This is a genomic window from Affinibrenneria salicis (genome assembly GCF_008710095.1).
Window position 1 is genome coordinate 35,244 of the sequence record NZ_VYKJ01000011.1, and the last position, 18,045, is coordinate 53,288.

The 18,045-nt window shown below is 58.0% G+C and carries 17 protein-coding genes; 11 read left to right on the forward strand and 6 right to left on the reverse strand.

Annotation, left to right across the window (positions count from 1 at the left end):
* Nucleotides 1–52 precede the first annotated feature (52 nt).
* On the forward strand, nt 53–991 hold the full coding sequence (gene metR / locus FJU30_RS18795; protein ID WP_150436515.1) for an HTH-type transcriptional regulator MetR: 939 nt from the start codon (nt 53–55) through the stop codon (nt 989–991).
* On the opposite strand, the gene FJU30_RS18800 is transcribed toward metR, so the two are convergent.
* The 6 genes from FJU30_RS18800 to FJU30_RS18825 form a co-directional block, all read right to left on the reverse strand.
* Nucleotides 894–1,793 (reverse strand): carboxylate/amino acid/amine transporter, encoded by a 900-nt coding sequence (locus FJU30_RS18800; protein WP_150436516.1) that lies wholly within the window; start codon nt 1,791–1,793, stop codon nt 894–896. The two genes, metR and FJU30_RS18800, sit on opposite strands and share 98 nt — an antisense overlap.
* A gap of 143 nt (nt 1,794–1,936) precedes the next feature.
* Nucleotides 1,937–2,518: a lipid IV(A) palmitoyltransferase PagP gene (pagP, locus tag FJU30_RS18805; protein WP_395858574.1), complete on the reverse strand. Its 582-nt coding sequence runs from the start codon at nt 2,516–2,518 to the stop codon at nt 1,937–1,939.
* Nucleotides 2,519–3,164: 646 nt separating this feature from the next.
* On the reverse strand, nt 3,165–3,986 hold the full coding sequence (gene cysE / locus FJU30_RS18810; protein WP_150436518.1) for a serine O-acetyltransferase: 822 nt from the start codon (nt 3,984–3,986) through the stop codon (nt 3,165–3,167).
* Between the two features lie 185 nt (nt 3,987–4,171).
* Nucleotides 4,172–5,191: an NAD(P)H-dependent glycerol-3-phosphate dehydrogenase gene (gpsA, locus tag FJU30_RS18815; RefSeq protein ID WP_150436519.1), complete on the reverse strand. Its 1,020-nt coding sequence runs from the start codon at nt 5,189–5,191 to the stop codon at nt 4,172–4,174.
* On the reverse strand, nt 5,191–5,664 hold the full coding sequence (gene secB, locus FJU30_RS18820; RefSeq protein WP_150436520.1) for a protein-export chaperone SecB: 474 nt from the start codon (nt 5,662–5,664) through the stop codon (nt 5,191–5,193). The genes gpsA and secB overlap by 1 nt, the downstream gene beginning before the upstream one ends.
* Nucleotides 5,665–5,916: 252 nt before the next feature.
* Nucleotides 5,917–6,348, reverse strand: coding sequence for a rhodanese-like domain-containing protein (locus tag FJU30_RS18825; protein ID WP_150436521.1), 432 nt, complete (start codon nt 6,346–6,348; stop codon nt 5,917–5,919).
* A gap of 299 nt (nt 6,349–6,647) precedes the next feature.
* Between FJU30_RS18825 and envC the strand changes: the two genes are divergently transcribed.
* The 10 genes from envC to waaB all read left to right on the forward strand — a co-directional run bounded on the left by envC (nt 6,648) and on the right by waaB (nt 18,043).
* A complete protein-coding gene (gene envC / locus FJU30_RS18830) occupies nt 6,648–7,937 on the forward strand; it encodes a murein hydrolase activator EnvC (RefSeq protein WP_150436522.1) in 1,290 nt (429 codons plus the stop codon).
* A gap of 44 nt (nt 7,938–7,981) precedes the next feature.
* Complete coding sequence (locus FJU30_RS18835) at nt 7,982–8,866, forward strand: divergent polysaccharide deacetylase family protein (RefSeq protein ID WP_223881645.1); 885 nt, start codon at nt 7,982–7,984, stop codon at nt 8,864–8,866.
* A 234-nt stretch (nt 8,867–9,100) separates the two neighbouring features.
* Nucleotides 9,101–10,033: an ADP-glyceromanno-heptose 6-epimerase gene (gene rfaD / locus FJU30_RS18840; RefSeq protein WP_150436524.1), complete on the forward strand. Its 933-nt coding sequence runs from the start codon at nt 9,101–9,103 to the stop codon at nt 10,031–10,033.
* Between the two features lie 25 nt (nt 10,034–10,058).
* Nucleotides 10,059–11,114: an ADP-heptose--LPS heptosyltransferase RfaF gene (gene rfaF / locus FJU30_RS18845; RefSeq protein WP_150436525.1), complete on the forward strand. Its 1,056-nt coding sequence runs from the start codon at nt 10,059–10,061 to the stop codon at nt 11,112–11,114.
* A complete protein-coding gene (gene rfaC, locus FJU30_RS18850; RefSeq protein ID WP_150436526.1) occupies nt 11,111–12,094 on the forward strand; it encodes a lipopolysaccharide heptosyltransferase RfaC in 984 nt (327 codons plus the stop codon). Before rfaF ends, rfaC begins: the two co-directional genes overlap by 4 nt.
* A gap of 266 nt (nt 12,095–12,360) precedes the next feature.
* Nucleotides 12,361–13,653, forward strand: coding sequence for an O-antigen ligase family protein (locus tag FJU30_RS18855; RefSeq protein ID WP_150436527.1), 1,293 nt, complete (start codon nt 12,361–12,363; stop codon nt 13,651–13,653).
* Nucleotides 13,654–13,962: 309 nt separating this feature from the next.
* The gene (rfaQ, locus tag FJU30_RS18860; RefSeq protein ID WP_223881639.1) at nt 13,963–15,024 is read left to right on the forward strand and encodes a lipopolysaccharide core heptosyltransferase RfaQ; all 1,062 of its coding nucleotides are present in this window, start codon (nt 13,963–13,965) and stop codon (nt 15,022–15,024) included.
* A 14-nt stretch (nt 15,025–15,038) separates the two neighbouring features.
* Nucleotides 15,039–16,157 (forward strand): glycosyltransferase family 4 protein, encoded by a 1,119-nt coding sequence (locus FJU30_RS18865; protein WP_150436529.1) that lies wholly within the window; start codon nt 15,039–15,041, stop codon nt 16,155–16,157.
* Entirely contained in the window at nt 16,157–16,954 is a 798-nt protein-coding gene (gene rfaP / locus FJU30_RS18870) for a lipopolysaccharide core heptose(I) kinase RfaP (RefSeq protein WP_150436530.1), read from the forward strand. Before FJU30_RS18865 ends, rfaP begins: the two co-directional genes overlap by 1 nt.
* A 6-nt stretch (nt 16,955–16,960) precedes the next feature.
* Nucleotides 16,961–18,043 carry a lipopolysaccharide 1,6-galactosyltransferase gene (waaB, locus tag FJU30_RS18875; protein WP_150436531.1) on the forward strand — a complete coding sequence of 361 codons (1,083 nt, stop codon included), beginning with the start codon at nt 16,961–16,963 and terminating at the stop codon, nt 18,041–18,043.
* Nucleotides 18,044–18,045 lie beyond the last annotated feature (2 nt).

Here is an 18,045-nt window from a genome sequence, read left to right on the forward strand (position 1 = left end):
GTAGTGTATTAAGTACAAGCGCAAATTATTCACCGTCACGTGAAGGATTCTCATGATCGAAGTAAAACACTTACGGACACTGCAGGCACTGCATAATACCGGATCGTTAGCAGCCGCCGCCGCCCAGCTTCACCAGACCCAATCCGCGCTATCGCATCAGTTCAGCGATCTGGAGCAGCGTCTGGGATTCAGGCTATTCGTCCGTAAGAGCCAGCCGCTGCGGCTCACCCCGCAGGGCGAGATTCTGCTGCAGTTGGCCGGCCAGGTTCTGCCGCAGATCCAGCAGGCGCTGCAGGCCTGTCATCAACCGCAGCAAACCACGCTGCGGCTGGCGATCGAATGCCACAGCTGTATCCAGTGGCTGACGCCGGCGCTGAATAATTTTCGCCAGGACTGGCCGCAGGTGGTGATGGATTTCAAATCCGGCGTAACCTTCGACCCGCAACCGGCGCTGCAGCAGGGCGAACTGGATTTGGTCATGACCTCCGATATCCTGCCGCGCAGCGGTCTGCACTACTCACCGATGTTCGACTTCGAGGTGCGACTGGTGCTGGCGCCCGATCATCCGCTGGCGCAAAAAAGTCAAATTACGCCGCAAGATTTAGACGGCGAGACGCTGATGATCTATCCGGTGCAGCGCCAGCGGCTCGACGTATGGCGTCATTTTCTACAGCCGGCGGGCATCAATCCGCCGATGAAAAGCGTCGATAATACGCTGCTGCTGATTCAGATGGTGGCGGCGCGCATGGGTATCGCCGCCCTGCCGCACTGGGTGGTGGAGAGCTTTGAGCGCCAAAAGCTAATCGTCACTCGCCCGCTGGGCGATGGATTATGGAGCCGGCTGTACGCCGCGGTGCGCGACGGCGAGCAGCGTCAGCCGGTGATTGAGGCCTTTATTCGTTCGGCGCGCCAGCACGCTTGCGATCATCTGCCGTTCGTGCGGGACGCGCAACGACCCAGTGCCGGTGCACCCACAGAGAAGAGAGAATAATCGCCGCGCCGATAATAAAGCTCGGCCAGTGCGGCCGCTCCTGCCAGATAGCCAGGTTGACCAGCAACGCGGCCGGAACATGGAAATTATTCATGATCCCCAGCGTGCCGGCATCAACCTGCGTCGCGCCGTAATTCCACATAAAATAGCCCAGGCCCGAAGCGGCGACGCCCAGCCAGACCAGTACTCCCCATTGCAGCGTGGTGGTCGGCAGCTTGCCGGCGTCGCCGAACAGCAGCCAGGCGATAACGGAGACCGCCAGCGCGCCGAGATAAAACCAGGAGAAGGCGCAGTGCTGCGGCATCGGATGAATCTCCATCAGCCGCTTATAGCCGACCTGCCCCACGGCAAAGAAGATATTGGCCGCCTGTACCAGCAGCAGCCCCCACAGGAAATGCGTGCTGACCTCGTCATAGCGAATGACCGCCGCGCCCAGCACGGCCAGAAAGGCGCTGCACAGGTAGCCCCAGCGCAGACGCTCGCGGCGCAGCAGATCGTAAATCAGCGTCACATAGATCGGCGTCATCACCGTAAAGAGCAGAAACTCAGGTACGGTAAGGTACAGGTAGGCTTGAAAAACAAACAGATACATGATGCCCAACTGGCAGGCGCCGACGCACAAATACAGAAACAGCGTGCGCGGCGCATAACCGCGCCAGCGCAGGAAAGGCAGAAACACCAGCGCAGCCAGACCGACCCGCATCAATACGGAGAACCAGCTATCCACCTGGCCGGCCAGATACTCGCCGATCAGACTAAAAGAGAAGGCCCACAGAATAGTGGTAATAATCAGTAACGGCACGGTAAACCCAGCCAGGTAGTCAAACGGATATTTATTGTACCCGACGGACGCCCGACATCCCGCGGTAAATAGGTTTACATGAGGGCAAATAATGGCCGAATGAATCGCATCCGGCCATTATGGCTTTATCAGCGATAACGCGCTTATATTTGCCATCTGAACCAGGCAAAGAACACATTACCGTTATTGTGGGTGCCAGGAATATAGGTCGCCTGGAAAGACAGCTGTTTATAACCGATTGACGCCAGCGGCAACAATACTGGAATGGGAATATAGTTCCAGTTATCGCGCATGGTCATACCGGCGGTGAAGCCGAGCCCTAAACGGAAATCCTGATCGCGGGTCGGACGCCACGTTTTTTCATAACCATAGCCGCCAATCGGCTCCCATTTATTGTGCGAGTCCTTAAAGGCCATAATATACAGACCGTGCCAGTCGCCATCCGCATCATAACGAGAAATACCGTAGCCGGCGCCCCACGGCCGCTCGTTATACTCATCAATCTTATCGTCGCTGTAAGTCCAGCGGTTATGCCAGGTGATGGCCGGAACGTAGATATCGTGGTTGTCCGATGAGTACCAGGTCTGGGAAAGATTGCTTTTAGCGCGCTGCCACCAGCTGTCGGAAGCTTGCGCCGGCGAAGTCGCCTCAATATTTGTTGTTGCGGCATCTGCAGCATAACTATTAAACGAAATCGACGCAGATAACATCACCGACAGCATCATAAATAGACGAATTGAACGCATTAACAGACTCTCATAAAAATGACAAAGGCGGCTATTCCATACCCTGAATAATTTCGGTTGCGGGACACAGTATTGCTGCGATTCACCGGCCGCTTAAATCACTAAGCGACCGGCAAGAGCGACAAACCAACGCACCTGCAGCCTGAAAAATAAAGGAGGTAACCGTGCAATGGAATAACGCAACGTATTTCATCGCGACGGCAATATACGCTAAATACTTCGGGCTGCAGGACAAAACGTTATCGCTTTGAACAATGCAACGCGTTGGCCCTTGATGGGCGAAGCGCATCAATGCGCCTGTAACGCGGCAAGCGAAGGTCCAATTCGTCGGGCGAATTTGACCCGCCAGCGGCTGACCTTCGGTGAGAAACAGGATGTCTCTCAAGTCCCGATGCGCTTACACAGGTAAGTGACCCGGGTGACCGAACGCAGCCAACGCGCCTGAAACCTGAAGTATGACGAGTATAACCTTAAGTTTTAGCCGAAAGATTTATTCACGCCAGTAAATGGCGCGGCTCAGGGAAAGAAATAATCATATCCGGGAACGTAAAGCAATGCGACACAGACCGAAAACCACCGTAACGGGCGAATTCAGCCGGATTATTCGCGACGCGCGCCGTCCGGCTTAGATCCCGTCGCCGTACTCAAAGCCGCGGCTGACGCCGTTGAAGTACTGATCCATATCCAGCGAGGGTTTATCCGACCCGGGCCGGCCGACGATACGCGCCGGCACCCCGGCGGCTGTGGTATGTGCGGGAACGGGCTGCAGCACCACCGAACCGGCGCCGATCTTCGCACCGCGCCCCACTTCGATATTGCCGAGGATTTTAGCGCCGGCGCCAATCATGACGCCTTCGCGAATCTTCGGATGACGGTCGCCGCTGGTTTTACCGGTACCGCCCAGCGTGACCGACTGCAGGATGGAGACATCATTTTCCACCACCGCCGTTTCGCCGATCACGATGCCCGTGGCGTGGTCGAGCATAATACCGCAGCCAATCTTCGCCGCCGGATGGATATCCACGCCGAACGATACCGAGATCTGGTTCTGGAAATAAACCGCCAGCGCTTTGCGCCCTTCCATCCACAGCCAGTGACCAATGCGATAGGCCTGCAGAGCATGAAAACCTTTCAGGTAGAGCAGCGGCGTAGAATAGCGGTCCACAGCCGGATCGCGCAGGCAGACGGCCTGGATATCGCGCGCGGCGGAGATAATCATTTGCGGATCGGCGTGATAAGCCTCTTCCACGACTTCACGGATAGCGATCGCCGGCATGATGGTATTAGCCAGCTTATTGGCCAGCATATAACTTAAAGCGCTTCTCAGATTTTCGTGCTTCAACAGCGTCGCGTGAAAAAAGCTGGCCAGCATTGGTTCATCGTCAGCCAATGCGCGCGCTTCCGCTTTAATGTTGCTCCAGACCTGTGCCAGCTCTTCTGCAGACATCGCTTTTGCTCTCCGGGTTACTCTCATTCCAGTCCTGCCAGTCCCGCCATCCCAAAAAATAATCAGCCTCCCCGTCGGTTTTATCCGGCAGAGAGCATTCCGTCATCTGCCCTATACCCGTCATCCGGCCCGTCGCGTTGAACGCCGTCCTCAACTCGAATTATTTAGGCTATAGAGTAATAAAATTACGTGCGGCTGCTTTCGTCTTTGCTCGTGCGCCCGAGCAGGCTCAGCGCGGCTTCCCGGGCATCTTTACCGCAGTACAACACCTGCCATAGCTGTTCCGTAATCGGCATTTCAACGCCGCAACGTTTCGCCAGCGCCATCACTTCTCGCGTATTGCGATAACCTTCGACGACCTGACCGATCTGCGCCTGCGCGCTGTCTACATCCATGCCCTGCCCCAGCATCATGCCGAAGCGCCGGTTGCGCGACTGATTATCGGTACAGGTTAATACCAGATCGCCCAACCCGGCCATCCCCATGAAGGTAGAGGGATCCGCGCCCAGCGCGGTGCCTAAGCGACTCATTTCCGCCAGACCGCGGGTGATCAACGCCGTACGGGCGTTGGCGCCGAAGCCAATGCCGTCGGACATGCCGGCGCCGATGGCGATCACGTTTTTCACCGCGCCGCCCAACTGCACGCCGATAAAATCAGGATTACTATATACCCGAAAGCTCTTGCCACAATGCAGTAAACGCTGCAGGTCTTCGGCGAATGACCGATCGGTTGCCGCCAGCGCGATCGCCGTCGGCAAGCCGGCTGCCAGCTCCCTGGCAAAGGTCGGTCCGGAGATCACCGCCAGCGGAATCTGCTCGCCCAGCGCCTCGCGCGCCACGTCCTGCAGCAGTCGCCCCGTTTCCGCTTCCAGCCCTTTGGTCGCCCAGACAATGCGCGCATCGGCGCGCAGATGCGGCTTCACCTGGCGCAGCACGTCGCCAAAGACGTGGCTCGGCACCACAATCAGCACATTACGGCTGGCCGCCAGCGCGCTCGCCAGGTCCGGCTCCATCTGGAGCGAATCCGGGAAAGGCACATCGGGCAAAAACGCCTGGTTGCAGCGCGCGGCCTGCAGCGCCGCAACGTGGCGGGCATCGTGCCCCCATAGCACCACGCGATGCCCGTTGCGGGCCAGAGTAATGGCCAGCGCGGTGCCGTACGAACCGGCACCGATGACCGTCATGGAAGCTTCAGCGGTATTCATCAGGCATCCTGCGTTTTTTCCGCAGCGCCTTCGCCTTCCGCCTGCTGCTGCAGATAGTTCATGAACAGCGCGTCGAAGTTAACCGGCGCCAGGTTCAGCTGCGGGAAGGTGCCGCGGGAAACCAGGCTGGTGATGCACTCGCGCGCATACGGGAACAGAATATTTGGACAGTATGCGCCCAGGCAATGCGCCAGCTGAGTGCCGTCGATGCCGGCCACGCTGAAGATGCCGCCCTGCTGCACTTCGCACAGGAACGCGGTGCTTTCGCCCAGCGAAGCGGTAACGGTAACGCGCAGCACCACTTCATACACATCGTCAGCCAGCTGGCTGGAAGCGGTGTCCAGATCCAGTTTTACTTCAGGCTGCCATTCCTGCTGGAAAACCTGCGGCGCGTTCGGCGCTTCGAAAGAGATATCTTTGGTGTAGATACGCTGGATCTGAAAAGTCATTTCTGTGCTGTTTTGTTCTGACATGTTAAATCATACCTTTATTAGTTAAATTCCCTGTCGATCCCGGCCATTAAGCCAGTAGCCCGCTGACCGGCAGAGCCATTTTAGCAATGAACGCCATTATCGCGCTCATAAAAGGCCTGAATCAGGCCGCTAAACCACCCGGCTTCACCGGCCGGATGGGATAATGACGCGGCGTCGCCTGCGGATACGCGCCGTCTTTACTCTGGCGATATGGCTCGCCGCTCAGACGTTAGCGCAACCGCGTCAACAAGATTATTTGCCGCGAACCAGCGGCAGATTCTCGCCGCTCCAGCCCGCCAGACCTTCTTTCAGCACCACCACCTGCTCAAAGCCGGCTTTTAACAGGTTTTCCGCCGATTCACGCGAAGCGGTGCCGTTGGCGCAGGTGACGATCACCGGCTGCGCTTTATGCTTATCCAGATCGCCCAGGCTGCCATTTTTAATGTCATTCGGCAGCAGATTAAACGCATTGGCGATATGCCCGCGGCGGAAATCATCGCGCGAACGCAAATCCACCACCACCGCATCTTCCTTGTTGATCAGACGAATCGCCTCGCTGCGCGCGACGTCTTTTACGCGGGAAAACTTACTTTTGACTGTCATGACAATCACGGCAACCAGCAGAGCGACCCAGGCCATACTCAGGTAAGGGTGTCTGCTAATGAACGGCATAATCTCTTGCATGGGGTATAACAACTCCCGAAGTCAGTTAAAGGACATAAATTCAAGGTTTCTGAGTATACCTGCGCGTTGCGGCAATTACAGCCAGTAAGCCAACATCACGGACAGAAACTGCGGAACGCGCCATAAAAAACCAGCGCCGTACGGTAAAAGGCGCGACGATTTTATAGGCGAAGCCGCGCCGTTTATCTATTCTCTAAGCCATCCCTCTGAAAAACGGCGGATGTCTGTCACGGATGGTAATAGAAATCCTGTTGCCGACAACTGGTAAGCGGCTGTTCATCGTGGAATAATCCATCGTTATGAGTAAAAAAGCGTTCTCTGCACAATCAGCGCAGCCCCACGGCCGTTATGGCGCGCGGCGGCGGCTCTCCCGGTGTCTCAGCGTTTGTTGCGCTGGCGTTTTGCTATTGCCCGTCGCCGGGCATGCGGCGGATAACCAGCAACAGTTGAAAACCCTGCAGCAGGATATTGCGGAGAAAGAGCAAAGCGTACGGCAGCAGCAAAAACAGCGCGGCGATCTGTTGCTGCAGTTGAAAAAACAGGAACAGGAGGTGGCCCGGGCCGGTCGCCTGTTGCATGAGTCCCGCGCCGTCCTCGAGGCGCTGAGCAAAGATCTCAGCGGCCTGAGCGCCTCCATCGCCCGGCTGCAATCCCGCCAGCAGCAACAGCAAACGCTGCTCGCCCGCCAGCTCGACGCCGCGTTCCGTCAGGGCCAGCACAGCGCCCTGCAGCTAATATTCAGCGGCGAAGAAAGCCAGCGCAGCGAGCGCATCCTGGCCTATTTCGGCTACCTGAACGAATCGCGCCAGAAATCGATCGCCGAACTGGCGCAAACGCGTACGGAACTGGCGTCGCAGCGCCAGCAACTACAGCAGAAACAACAGCAGCAAAAAAACCAGCTCGGCGAGCAGCAAAAACAACAGCAGGCGCTGGAGCAGGCGCGCAGCGAACGGCAAAAAACGCTGGGCGCGCTGGAGAACTCGCTGGCTAAAGATCGGCAGCAGTTGAGCGAACTGCGGGAAAACGAGTCTCGCCTGCGCGAACAAATCGCCCGCGCCGAGCGGGAAGCGCGGGCGAAAGCGGAACGCGAGGCGCGCGAAGCGGCAAAGATCCGGGCCAAAGAGCAGCAGGCAAAACGCAGCGGCTCCAGCTATCAGCCCAGTGAAAGCGAACGCTCACTAATGTCGCGTACCGGCGGTCTCGGCCGGCCTGGCGGGCAGGCCTTCTGGCCGGTGCGCGGCCAGGTCGCGCACCGGTTTGGCGAGCCGCTGCAGGGTGAGCTACGCTGGAAAGGTATGGTCATTAACGCGCAGGAAGGGGCGGAAGTGAAAGCGATCGCCGACGGCAGCGTGATTATGGCCGACTGGCTGCAGGGCTACGGGCTGGTGGTGGTGGTCGCGCACGGCAAAGGCGACATGAGCCTTTATGGCTATAACCAGAGTGCGCTGGTGTCCGTAGGCGCGCAGGTGCGGGCGGGGCAGCCAATCGCCCTGGTCGGCACCAGCGGCGGTCAGAGCGAACCCTCGCTTTATTTCGAAATTCGCCGCCAGGGGCAGGCGGTTAATCCTCAACCATGGCTGGGAAGATAGTTTTGTCTCATATCACCACCCGATTGAATGTACTGTGCGCCCTGATGCTGGTCAGCACGCCGCTGCTGGCGGGCAAACTGTCGATCGTCATCGATGACTTCGGCTATCGTCCCCATAATGAAGACCAGGTGCTGGCGATGCCAACGGCGGTTTCGGTGGCAATCCTGCCGAACGCCCCGCACGCGCGGGAAATAGCGACCAAAGCCCACCGCCAGGGCCGCGAGATATTGATCCATCTGCCGATGGCGCCGCTCAGCAAACAGCCGCTGGAGCGCGATACGCTGCGCCCGGATATGAGCAGCGAAGAGATTCAGCGCATTATTCAGCAGGCGGTGAATAATGTGCCCTGGGCCGCGGGCATGAATAATCACATGGGCAGCGCCATGACCTCCAGCCTGGCGGGGATGCAAAAAGTGATGCAGGCGCTGAACGGCTATCAGCTCTATTTTCTCGACAGCATGACGATCGGCAGCAGTCAGGCCGCGCGCGCCGCCGCCGGCACCGGGGTCAAAGTCATCAAACGCAGAGTCTTTCTCGACGACAGCCAGAATGAGAACGACATCCGCAATCAGTTTAACCGCGCCGTCCAGTTGGCGCGCCGCAACGGCTCCGCTATCGCCATCGGTCACCCGCATCCGACCACCATCCGCGTCCTGCAACAGATGCTGCCGACGCTGGACGCCGATATCGTGCTGGTGCGCCCCAGCCAGTTGCTCAACGAGCCCGCGCAGTACAGCGATATCGCCCCGCCGCCGGACGCCCGACCGGTTAAACCGATCAATCCGTTCCGCGGCGTAGCGCAGTGCCGGATTAAACTGCCGACGGCGCCGGCGACGGAAAATAAATTTATCGCGTTAATCGGCGACGCCGTTAAAGAGAGCGCGGTCGTCGCCTACATTAAGCGGCGCTGGCATACCTGGCTGGACTAAGCCGGCGCCCGCAGGATTCCGCCGACAGGCAATCGCGCCGCCCGCGGCACGGCCAGAGCGCAAAAGGCGACCGGGATCGCCGCCGCCCTCACGATAATAAATGCGAGTCGCCTCCACAGAACCTAGGGTTTCGCCAAACGCCGTGCTGCCTGTGACGGAATGAAATGCTATGATAGCGTCAGAACAATGCGTGGAGCGTGGTGCTTCACCGGCAAGTTTAACAAGGTAGCTCCCATGATTATCGTCACTGGCGGCGCCGGTTTTATCGGCAGCAATATTGTAAAATCTCTGAATGACATCGGCTATCGCGACATCCTGGTGGTCGACAACCTGAAAGACGGCACAAAATTCGTCAATCTGGTGGATCTTGATATCACCGATTACATGGATAAAGAAGATTTCATCGCCAGTATCGTTGCGGGCGACGATCTGGGCGATATCGACGCCGTCTTCCATCAGGGCGCCTGCTCTTCCACCACCGTGTGGGACGGCAAGTATATGATGGACAACAACTATCAGTATTCCAAAGAGCTGCTGCACTATTGCCTTGACCGCAGCATTCCGTTTCTTTACGCCTCTTCGGCCGCCACCTACGGCGGGCGTAACGACCATTTTGTGGAAGAACGCCAGTACGAACAGCCGTTAAACGTATACGGTTACTCAAAATTCCTGTTCGATCAGTATGTGCGTGAAATTTTACCGCAGGCCGACTCGCAGATTTGCGGTTTCCGCTACTTTAACGTCTACGGGCCGCGCGAAGGACACAAAGGCAGCATGGCCAGCGTGGCTTTCCACCTCAACAACCAGATTAAACAGGGCGAAAACGCCAGACTGTTTAGCGGCAGCGAAAACTTCAAGCGCGATTTCGTCTATGTCGGCGATGTGGCGGCGGTTAACCTGTGGTTCTGGCAGAATGGCGGCTCGGGTATTTTCAACTGCGGCACGGGCCGCGCGGAATCGTTCCAGGCCGTCGCCGATGCGGTGCTGGATTTCCATAAAACCGGCAGCGTGGAATATATTCCTTTCCCGGAAAATCTGAAGGGGCGCTATCAAGCCTATACACAGGCCGATCTCGGCAAACTGCGCGCGGCCGGTTATGACAAGCCGTTCAAAACGGTGGCCGAAGGGGTAAGCGATTACATGGCCTGGCTGAATCGTCCGCAATAAACGCGGCTGACGCAAGGATTCGGTCATGAAAATACTGGTCATCGGGCCTTCCTGGGTAGGCGACATGATGATGTCGCACAGCCTGTATCGTACGCTGAAAGCGGAATACCCACAGGCCGCCATTGACGTGATGGCGCCCGCCTGGTGTCGCCCGTTGCTGGCGCGCATGCCGGAAGTCAATGAAGCGCTGGCCATGCCGCTCGGCCACGGCGCGCTGGAATTGGGCGAGCGGCGTCGTCTCGGCGTCGCTCTGCGCGACAACCATTACGATCGCGCGCTGACGCTGCCCAACTCTTTTAAATCCGCGCTGGTCCCGTTCTTCGCCCGCGTGCCGGTGCGCACCGGCTGGCGCGGCGAAATGCGCTATGGTCTGCTCAACGACCTGCGAACGCTGGATAAGGCCGCTTTCCCTCTGATGGTCGAACGCTACGTCGCGTTGGCCTACGATCGCGGCCGCATTCCGCGCGCGGCCGATTTGCCGCAGCCGTTGCTCTGGCCCCAGCTGCGGGTGGAAGCCGAAGAGATCGCCAGCGCGCTGGCGACGTTTGACCTGTCTGACGATCGGCCGATGATTGGCTTCTGCCCGGGCGCGGAGTTCGGCCCGGCGAAGCGCTGGCCGCATTATCACTATGCCGCGCTGGCCGACCAACTGATTGCCCGCGGTTACCGCGTCCTGCTGTTCGGTTCCGCCAGCGATCGCCAGGCGGGCGACGACATCCGCCAGGCGCTGCCGTCGACCGCCCGGCCCGACTGCATTAACCTGACCGGCCAGACCTCGCTGGATCAGGCGGTGGTGGTGCTCGCCGCCTGCCGGGCGGTGGTCAGCAACGACTCGGGCCTGATGCACGTCGCCGCCGCGCTCAACCGGCCGCTGGTGGCGCTGTACGGCCCCAGCAGCCCGGATTTCACGCCGCCGCTGTCCCATCAGGCGCAGGTGATCAGGCTGATCAGCGGCTACCACCGGGTGCGCAAAGGCGATGCGGAGCAGGGTTATCATCAGAGCCTGATCGATATTCAGCCCGACGCGGTGCTTAGCGCGCTGATGCGCTACCTGCCTGCGCAGGGAGCGGAAACCGCATGAGGGTGTTGATCGTTAAAACCTCATCAATGGGCGACGTACTGCACACCTTGCCGGCGTTGACCGACGCCATGCAGGCGCTGCCCGGCGTTCGCTTCGACTGGGTGGTGGAAGAAGGTTTCGCGCAGATCCCCTCCTGGCATGCCGGCATCGATCGGGTCATTCCGGTCGCGCTGCGGCGCTGGCGTAAAAGCTGGTTCAGCGCGTCGATACGCGCAGAGCGCGCTCGTTTCCGACTCGCCCTGCGCGAACGAAGGTATGACGCCATCATCGATGCGCAGGGGTTAATTAAAAGCGCGCTGCTGGTGACCCGGCTGGCCAGAGGCGAGAAGCACGGTCTGGACTGGCGCAGCGCGCGCGAGCCCGTCGCCAGCCTGTTCTATCGCCATCGCCACGCGGTCTGTCGTCAGCAACATGCGGTCGAGCGCATCCGCGAACTGTTCGCCAAAAGCCTGAATTACCCGCGCCCGACCGGCCGGGGCGACTACGCTATTGCGCAACACTTTCCGGCTCAGGCGGGCGGCGCCCCGTATCTGGTCTTTTTGCACGCCACTACCCGCGCGGACAAGCACTGGCCGGAAACGCATTGGCGCGAGCTAATTCGCCTGCTGCAGCCGACCGGCATAACCATCAAGCTGCCGTGGGGCGCGGAACACGAGCGGCTGCGCGCGGAACGTCTGGCGCAAGGTTTCGCACACGTTGAAGTCTTGCCGAAGCTTAGTCTGTATCAGGTTGCCCAGGTGCTGGCGGCCGCCCAGGCCGTGGTGTCGGTCGATACCGGGTTAAGTCATCTGACGGCTGCGCTCGATCGCCCCAATATCACCCTGTACGGCCCGACGGATCCGGGCCTGATCGGCGGATACGGCAATCGTCAGCACGTGGAACTGTCTGAAAATCATCAGATGAGCACGATTACCGCCGCGATGATCCAGCAAAAACTGGAGAGGGTGATAAGCTTAAAGCAAGAACCGACTGACAGATAATTACCTGCCCGGATCTGAAAACCCGCCCTAGAGTCCGTTCCGGCGGCTGAACGCGGCGAGCGCGCAGACAGTATGCAGATGTTCGTTACGATCGCCCTGCGGCGTTAAAAGCGCAATAGTCTTTATGCGGGCGCCGTTCAGGGCCAAAACGGCAAGTTAAATAATCCTGATGGGATGGGCTCTTAATCCAGGTCGTCCTGACGGACCAGACGCTTGCCCGCAGGATAAACCATACTGTTTCCCTATTATTCTGAAATAAATAACGCATGCTCAATTATTTAAGGTATGGCCTGGATAAATATCCGGGCGCCGTTTCCATTGTACTGCACAAAACGCTGTTCCCCGCTTGTTTACTGATACTCGTCATTATGCCGTTCAGCACCGTCGTTGCCGGCTGGGCGTTCTATGCCGCCAGCGCCGTCGCGGCGCTGTACACGCTGGGCAATCTGCCCATGCTGACTGGCGCCAGGCGTTTACTGACGCTCCCGCTCTGCCTGTTGCTCATCGGGTTGCTCAACCTGGTCTGGTATCATCTTTACTATCAGCCGGAGAGTCCGTACATCAGCGTTTACAACGCCTGCCTATCCGCCGGGCACGCCGCCATCTGCGGCGCCTTTATTTTGCTGGTTGTCCTGCACCATCCGCCGGAACCGCCGCGCTACCTGATCCCATCCATCCTGTCCGTCTGCGCCCTTACCCTGGCCTGGGCGTTTTATCAGTCACAGCAGCCGGGCGTTCAACGCGTCGGACTCATCTTCGGCCAGCCGACCAGCGCCGCCTATTTTATGACCTTCATCGGCGCGCTGAGCGCGCAGGCCATATTGAAACTTTCGTCGCACTGGAAACTGCTGCTCTATCTGGCTCATTTCCTGCTGGTCACCACCGCCATTATTCTGACCGAAACGCGGGCGGCGATCTTCGTCTATCCCATCGTCGGCGTGATGATTTTACTTTCGGAAGTCAGGCACAATAAGAAACTGTTGATTAAAGCCTTTGTTGGATCGATAACCGCTCTGCTGCTGTGCTCGCTGCTGTTCCACAATATCATTCACAAACGTACCAACGATCTGATCAACGATATACGCAATTACAGCATGAATAACAGTAAAACATCGGTTGGCGCGCGGCTGGCGATGTATCAGGCCGGCTTACTGGCCGGAGAATATGCGCCGCTGGGCCAATCGGCCGGGCAGCGGGCGAATTTCGTTAAACAACTGGCGAAACAGGAGCCGGTGATGGCCGGGGCGGCAGAGTTTGTAAATGTTCACTTACATAATGAAGTCATCGATTCGTTCTCGCTCAAAGGCTGGCCCGGCGTATTACTGCTGAGTGCGTTCTACGCATCGCTGATCTATTTCACCGTATTTATCCTGCGCAGCCATCTGCTGGCGGCGATAATTTTCGCCCTGATCATGTATGGCCTGAGCGACGTCATCCTCTATTCGCGCGATATGTTAATCGCCTGGCTGCTCACCTTTTGTCTCGGCACCACGCTGACCGGCCGCTGGCTGACGCCACGACCCGATACGGCGCGTGAGACGGGCAATTTATCGCTGTGAGAGCCCGCCAGGTTTTAGTACCATGGCGGGGTAAAAATGGCGCCTGGCAAATGGCGCGCGGCCTGATTACGCAGCGCAATACGCGCCAGAACCCGGGAAGGCGCCTGGCGAACGGAACCCAGCGCGCCAGCCAACCTGCTGCCGGCAAGATGAAGGCGATATTTCCCTCAGTTGACTGGTAGCTGCAGAGCCAGGGGCGGTAGCGTGGTCGGCCGCGCGGATTTATCCGCAAGCGGCCTCATCACCCGCTCAGGCCGCAAGCCCCCGGCGCGCCAGTCAGTCTTGTATCACCGTCATTAAGGAAAACATGTGAGTCCGAATGTCACACCCTGCCAGCGGATTTTAGTGGTAAAGCTCAGGTTTCACGGCGATATGCTTCTTACCACACCGCTGATCAGTACGCTTAAAGCCTGTTATCCGGCAGCCGGCATCGATATTCTGCTCTATGAAGACACCCGGCCGATCCTGTGCGGCAACCCGGATATTCATTACATCTACGGCCTGCAGCGCAAACAATCGAGCCTGCCGGAAAAAGCCAAAGAGTTTATCCGGCTGCGCGCGCAGCTAAAGAAAAATCGCTACGATCTGATTATCAATCTGGCCGACCAGTGGCCCATCGCGTTACTGATCAAATCATTAGGCGCCAGAAGCATTGCGGCGGAAAGGCACGGTCCGAAGCGGAATATCTGGCAGGCGCTGTTCACGCAGTGCGTTCCCTTGCGCGGCGAACACGTGATCGATCAAAATCTCTCTCTGCTGGCGCCGCTTAACCTGCCGGCGGACAAGTTTATTCACCACATGTCGCTGTATTACACGCCGGAAGATGCGCAGCGCGTGTTCAGCACGCGGACGGCATTGCTGAATCAGCCCTATATCGTCATTCAGCCAACTGCCCGCCAGCTGTTTAAATGCTGGGATAACGACAAATTCGCCCGGCTGATTGATTACTTTAAGCAACGCGACATGGAGGTGGTGTTGACCTGCGGCCCGGGCCAGGCCGACCTGGACACCGTAGAAGATATCGCCAGCCGCTGTACGCCGCGCCCGGAAACTGCGCTGGCCGGCAAAACCAGCTTCTCCGAGCTGGCGGCGCTGCTGGATAAGGCCGCGCTGTATATCGGCGTCGACTCCGCGCCCATGCATATGGCCGCGGCGCTCAATACGCCGCTGGTATGCCTGTTCGGCCCAACCAACCATAAACAATGGCGCCCGCGATCCGACAACAGCACGCTGATTTGGGCCGGCGATTATCAAGCGATGCCTGAACGCCAGGATCTCGATCGGCATAAAAAATATTTGTCCTGTATTCCCGCCGGCGATGTCATTCAGGCTGCTGAGGCGTTGCTTAGCTCTGCGCGCCAGGCGCAGTAAAAAGGTAGTAACCAATGAATCTTGCGTTTTGCCTGTATAAGTATTTCCCCTTCGGCGGACTGCAGCGCGACTTTTTCAGGATTGCGCAGGAATGCGCCAGCCAGGGAAATCATGTCCGCGTCTATACGCTCAGCTGGCAGGGAGAGCGGCCGGATAACTTAGAAATTATTATTGTGCCGGCGTCCGGCCTGAGCAACCACGTGCGCAATCAGCGCTATACGCGCTGGGTGCGACAACATTTGCAGCAGCACCCGGTCGATCGAGTCGTCGGCTTTAATAAAATGCCGGGACTGGATTTCTATTACGCGGCGGACGTGTGCTATGCGGAAAAAGTAGCGCAGGAAAAAGGCTTTTTCTATCGGCTGACGCCGCGCTACCGACACTATGAGGCTTTCGAACGCGCGGTATTTACCCCCGACAGCCGCACCAAAATGCTGATGCTGACCCGGCGCCAGATCGCGGACTTTAAAAAACACTATCATACCCAGGACGCGCGCTTTTTCATTCTGCCGCCCGGCATCGCGCCCGACCGCAAATATGGCCCGCATTCGCCGCAAATACGCGCCGACTTTCGCTGCCAGCAGCACATCGGAGCCGACAGTCTGGTGCTGCTGCAGGTAGGTTCCGACTTTAACCGCAAAGGGGTCGAGCGCAGCATCCGCGCGATTGCCGGCCTGGACGAAGCGCTGCGCCGGCGCGTAATTTTTCTGGTTGTCGGCCAGGATAAACCGGCGCGCTATCAGGCCCTGGCGGCTCAGCTCGGCATCAGCGAGCGCGTGCGTTTCTTTGCCGGCCGCAGCGATATCGCCGATTTCATGGCCGCTGCCGATCTGCTTATCCACCCCGCTCATCAGGAAGCCGCCGGCATCGTCTTACTGGAAGCCATCACCGCGGGTTTACCGGTTATGGTAACGGAAGTCTGCGGTTACGCTTTTTATATTAGTCAGGCGCAGGCCGGCCAGGTCATCCCGGAGCCCTTTAGCCAGGCCGTGTTGGACCAGGCGCTACAGCAGGCGCTGAGCCAGCCGGACACGCTGCGCCGGTGGGCGGAAAACGCGCGGCGCTTCGCCGACAGCGAAGATTTATACAGCCTGCCGCAGCAGGCGGCCAGGCTGATCACAGGTGAGCAGTAATGATTGAATTGAAAGAGCCATTCACTTCGTTATGGAAAGATAAAGATCCATTTGTGGAAGTGGATAAACTCGACGGCGACGTATTTCGCGCGCTGGAAAGCCGCAGAACGCTGCGTTTTACTCTGGACGGGCAATCTTATTTTATCAAAATACACCGCGGCACCACGCTGAAAGAGGTCCTGAAAAACCTGATTTCACTCAGGCTGCCGGTATTGGGCGCCGACCGGGAATGGCATGCCATCCATCGTTTGTCCGAACTGGGCGTGGACACCATGCGCGGGGTCGGATTCGGCCAGCGCGGTGTGAATCCGCTTCGCCGTCACTCTTTTATTATCACGGAAGATCTCAATCCGGCCGTCAGCCTGGAGGATTACTGCGCCAGCTGGCCGGATCATCCGCCCGGACTGCGGGAAAAGAGGCGTATCATCCGCCGCGTAGCGGAAATGGCGCGCGACATGCACGCGGGCGGCGTGAACCACCGCGACTGCTACATTTGCCATTTTTTGCTGCATCAGCCCTGGTCGCCGGACGATGAGACACTGAAAATTTCGGTCATCGATCTGCATCGTTCGCAAATCCGCCGGCGCGTTCCGCTACGCTGGCGCGATAAAGACTTAATCGGCCTCTATTTTTCGTCGCTGGATATCGGTCTGACCAGGCGGGATTTGCTCTGGTTCCTGAAGATTTATTTTAACCGGCCGCTGCGCACGACGCTGGAACATGAACGCGGATTGTTCCGCCAGGCCTTAATCAAGGCGGAAAAGATCCGCAGAAGAACGGAGCGCAAGGCGTTATAACTGACCATGAATATACTGTTTGTTGGTGAGGCCGTATCCGGATTCGGCGGTATCGAAACCGTAATTAAAAAAGTGACCGGCTTTCTGGCCGATGATCGCGTCACGCCGAACGACTACATGCTGTATTTTTTCTGTCGCGACGATCGGATGGATAAAAGCTGGCTATCGGGTAAAAACGCCATCCGCCATTATTCGCGGATTAGGCTATCTTTTCTGCGCCGTCTGAGCCATATCTGCGCGCTGTCGCGCTATATCCGACAAAACCGTCCGGATGTGATCATCGCGTTTGATTCGCCTTCCTGCCATATGGCGGCACGGGCGATTCACGCCAGCAAACAAAAGATTCCGCTAATCTCATGGGTGCATTACTCCCTCGATCATAAAAAGCATTCTCAGCAGGTGCTGGCTGCAGATTACCATCTGGCCATCAGCTCCGGCATCAGACAACAGCTCATCGCGCGCGGCGTGGAGCCCGATCGGATCGCCGTGGTGTTTAATCCGGTAACGCCGGGCGACAGAGTGATACCCCGCCCCGATGATAAGCATGGCGCCAGCTTTATCTATGTGGGACGCATCAAGTTTGAAGGCCAGAAGCGCCTGAAAGATCTGCTCGATACGCTGGCTATGCTGAAGGGCAACTGGACCATGCATATGGTCGGCGACGGTTCCGATCTTGCGCAGTGTCGGCAATATGCGGAGCAACTGGGTATTGATGAACGCATCCGGTGGCACGGCTGGCAGGCGAAGCCGTGGGAGTATGTGCAAAATGAAATTAAGGCTGTTACAGCCTTACTATTAACTTCATCATTTGAAGGATTCGGGATGGTCCTGGTCGAAGCCATGTCCTATGGCGTTTATTGCATCAGCAGCGACTGTCCGTCCGGGCCGGCGGATATCATCCGGTCGGGCATCAACGGCGAACTTTATCCGCCGGGCGATACCTCGGCGCTGAGCGCCATTCTGCAGTCCATCGTGGAACATAAAGTCTTGCCTGCCGCCGGCGATATCCAGGCATCAATAGCGGCTTTTTACGATGACGCCTATTACCAGGAAATCAAAAAGATCATACAGTCCAGAGGGCAGGGCTAAGC

What these genes read in the sequence shown, in the direction of transcription:
- metR (WP_150436515.1), top strand. Translation starts at nt 53, where the DNA reads ATGATCGAAGTAAAACACTTACGGACACTGCAGGCACTGCATAATACC.
- pagP (WP_395858574.1), bottom strand. Translation starts at nt 2,518, where the DNA reads ATGATGCTGTCGGTGATGTTATCTGCGTCGATTTCGTTTAATAGTTAT.
- cysE (WP_150436518.1), bottom strand. Translation starts at nt 3,986, where the DNA reads ATGTCTGCAGAAGAGCTGGCACAGGTCTGGAGCAACATTAAAGCGGAA.
- gpsA (WP_150436519.1), bottom strand. Translation starts at nt 5,191, where the DNA reads ATGAATACCGCTGAAGCTTCCATGACGGTCATCGGTGCCGGTTCGTAC.
- secB (WP_150436520.1), bottom strand. Translation starts at nt 5,664, where the DNA reads ATGTCAGAACAAAACAGCACAGAAATGACTTTTCAGATCCAGCGTATC.
- FJU30_RS18825 (WP_150436521.1), bottom strand. Translation starts at nt 6,348, where the DNA reads ATGCAAGAGATTATGCCGTTCATTAGCAGACACCCTTACCTGAGTATG.
- envC (WP_150436522.1), top strand. Translation starts at nt 6,648, where the DNA reads ATGAGTAAAAAAGCGTTCTCTGCACAATCAGCGCAGCCCCACGGCCGT.
- FJU30_RS18835 (WP_223881645.1), top strand. Translation starts at nt 7,982, where the DNA reads ATGCTGGTCAGCACGCCGCTGCTGGCGGGCAAACTGTCGATCGTCATC.
- rfaD (WP_150436524.1), top strand. Translation starts at nt 9,101, where the DNA reads ATGATTATCGTCACTGGCGGCGCCGGTTTTATCGGCAGCAATATTGTA.
- rfaF (WP_150436525.1), top strand. Translation starts at nt 10,059, where the DNA reads ATGAAAATACTGGTCATCGGGCCTTCCTGGGTAGGCGACATGATGATG.
- rfaC (WP_150436526.1), top strand. Translation starts at nt 11,111, where the DNA reads ATGAGGGTGTTGATCGTTAAAACCTCATCAATGGGCGACGTACTGCAC.
- FJU30_RS18855 (WP_150436527.1), top strand. Translation starts at nt 12,361, where the DNA reads ATGCTCAATTATTTAAGGTATGGCCTGGATAAATATCCGGGCGCCGTT.
- FJU30_RS18865 (WP_150436529.1), top strand. Translation starts at nt 15,039, where the DNA reads ATGAATCTTGCGTTTTGCCTGTATAAGTATTTCCCCTTCGGCGGACTG.
- rfaP (WP_150436530.1), top strand. Translation starts at nt 16,157, where the DNA reads ATGATTGAATTGAAAGAGCCATTCACTTCGTTATGGAAAGATAAAGAT.
- waaB (WP_150436531.1), top strand. Translation starts at nt 16,961, where the DNA reads ATGAATATACTGTTTGTTGGTGAGGCCGTATCCGGATTCGGCGGTATC.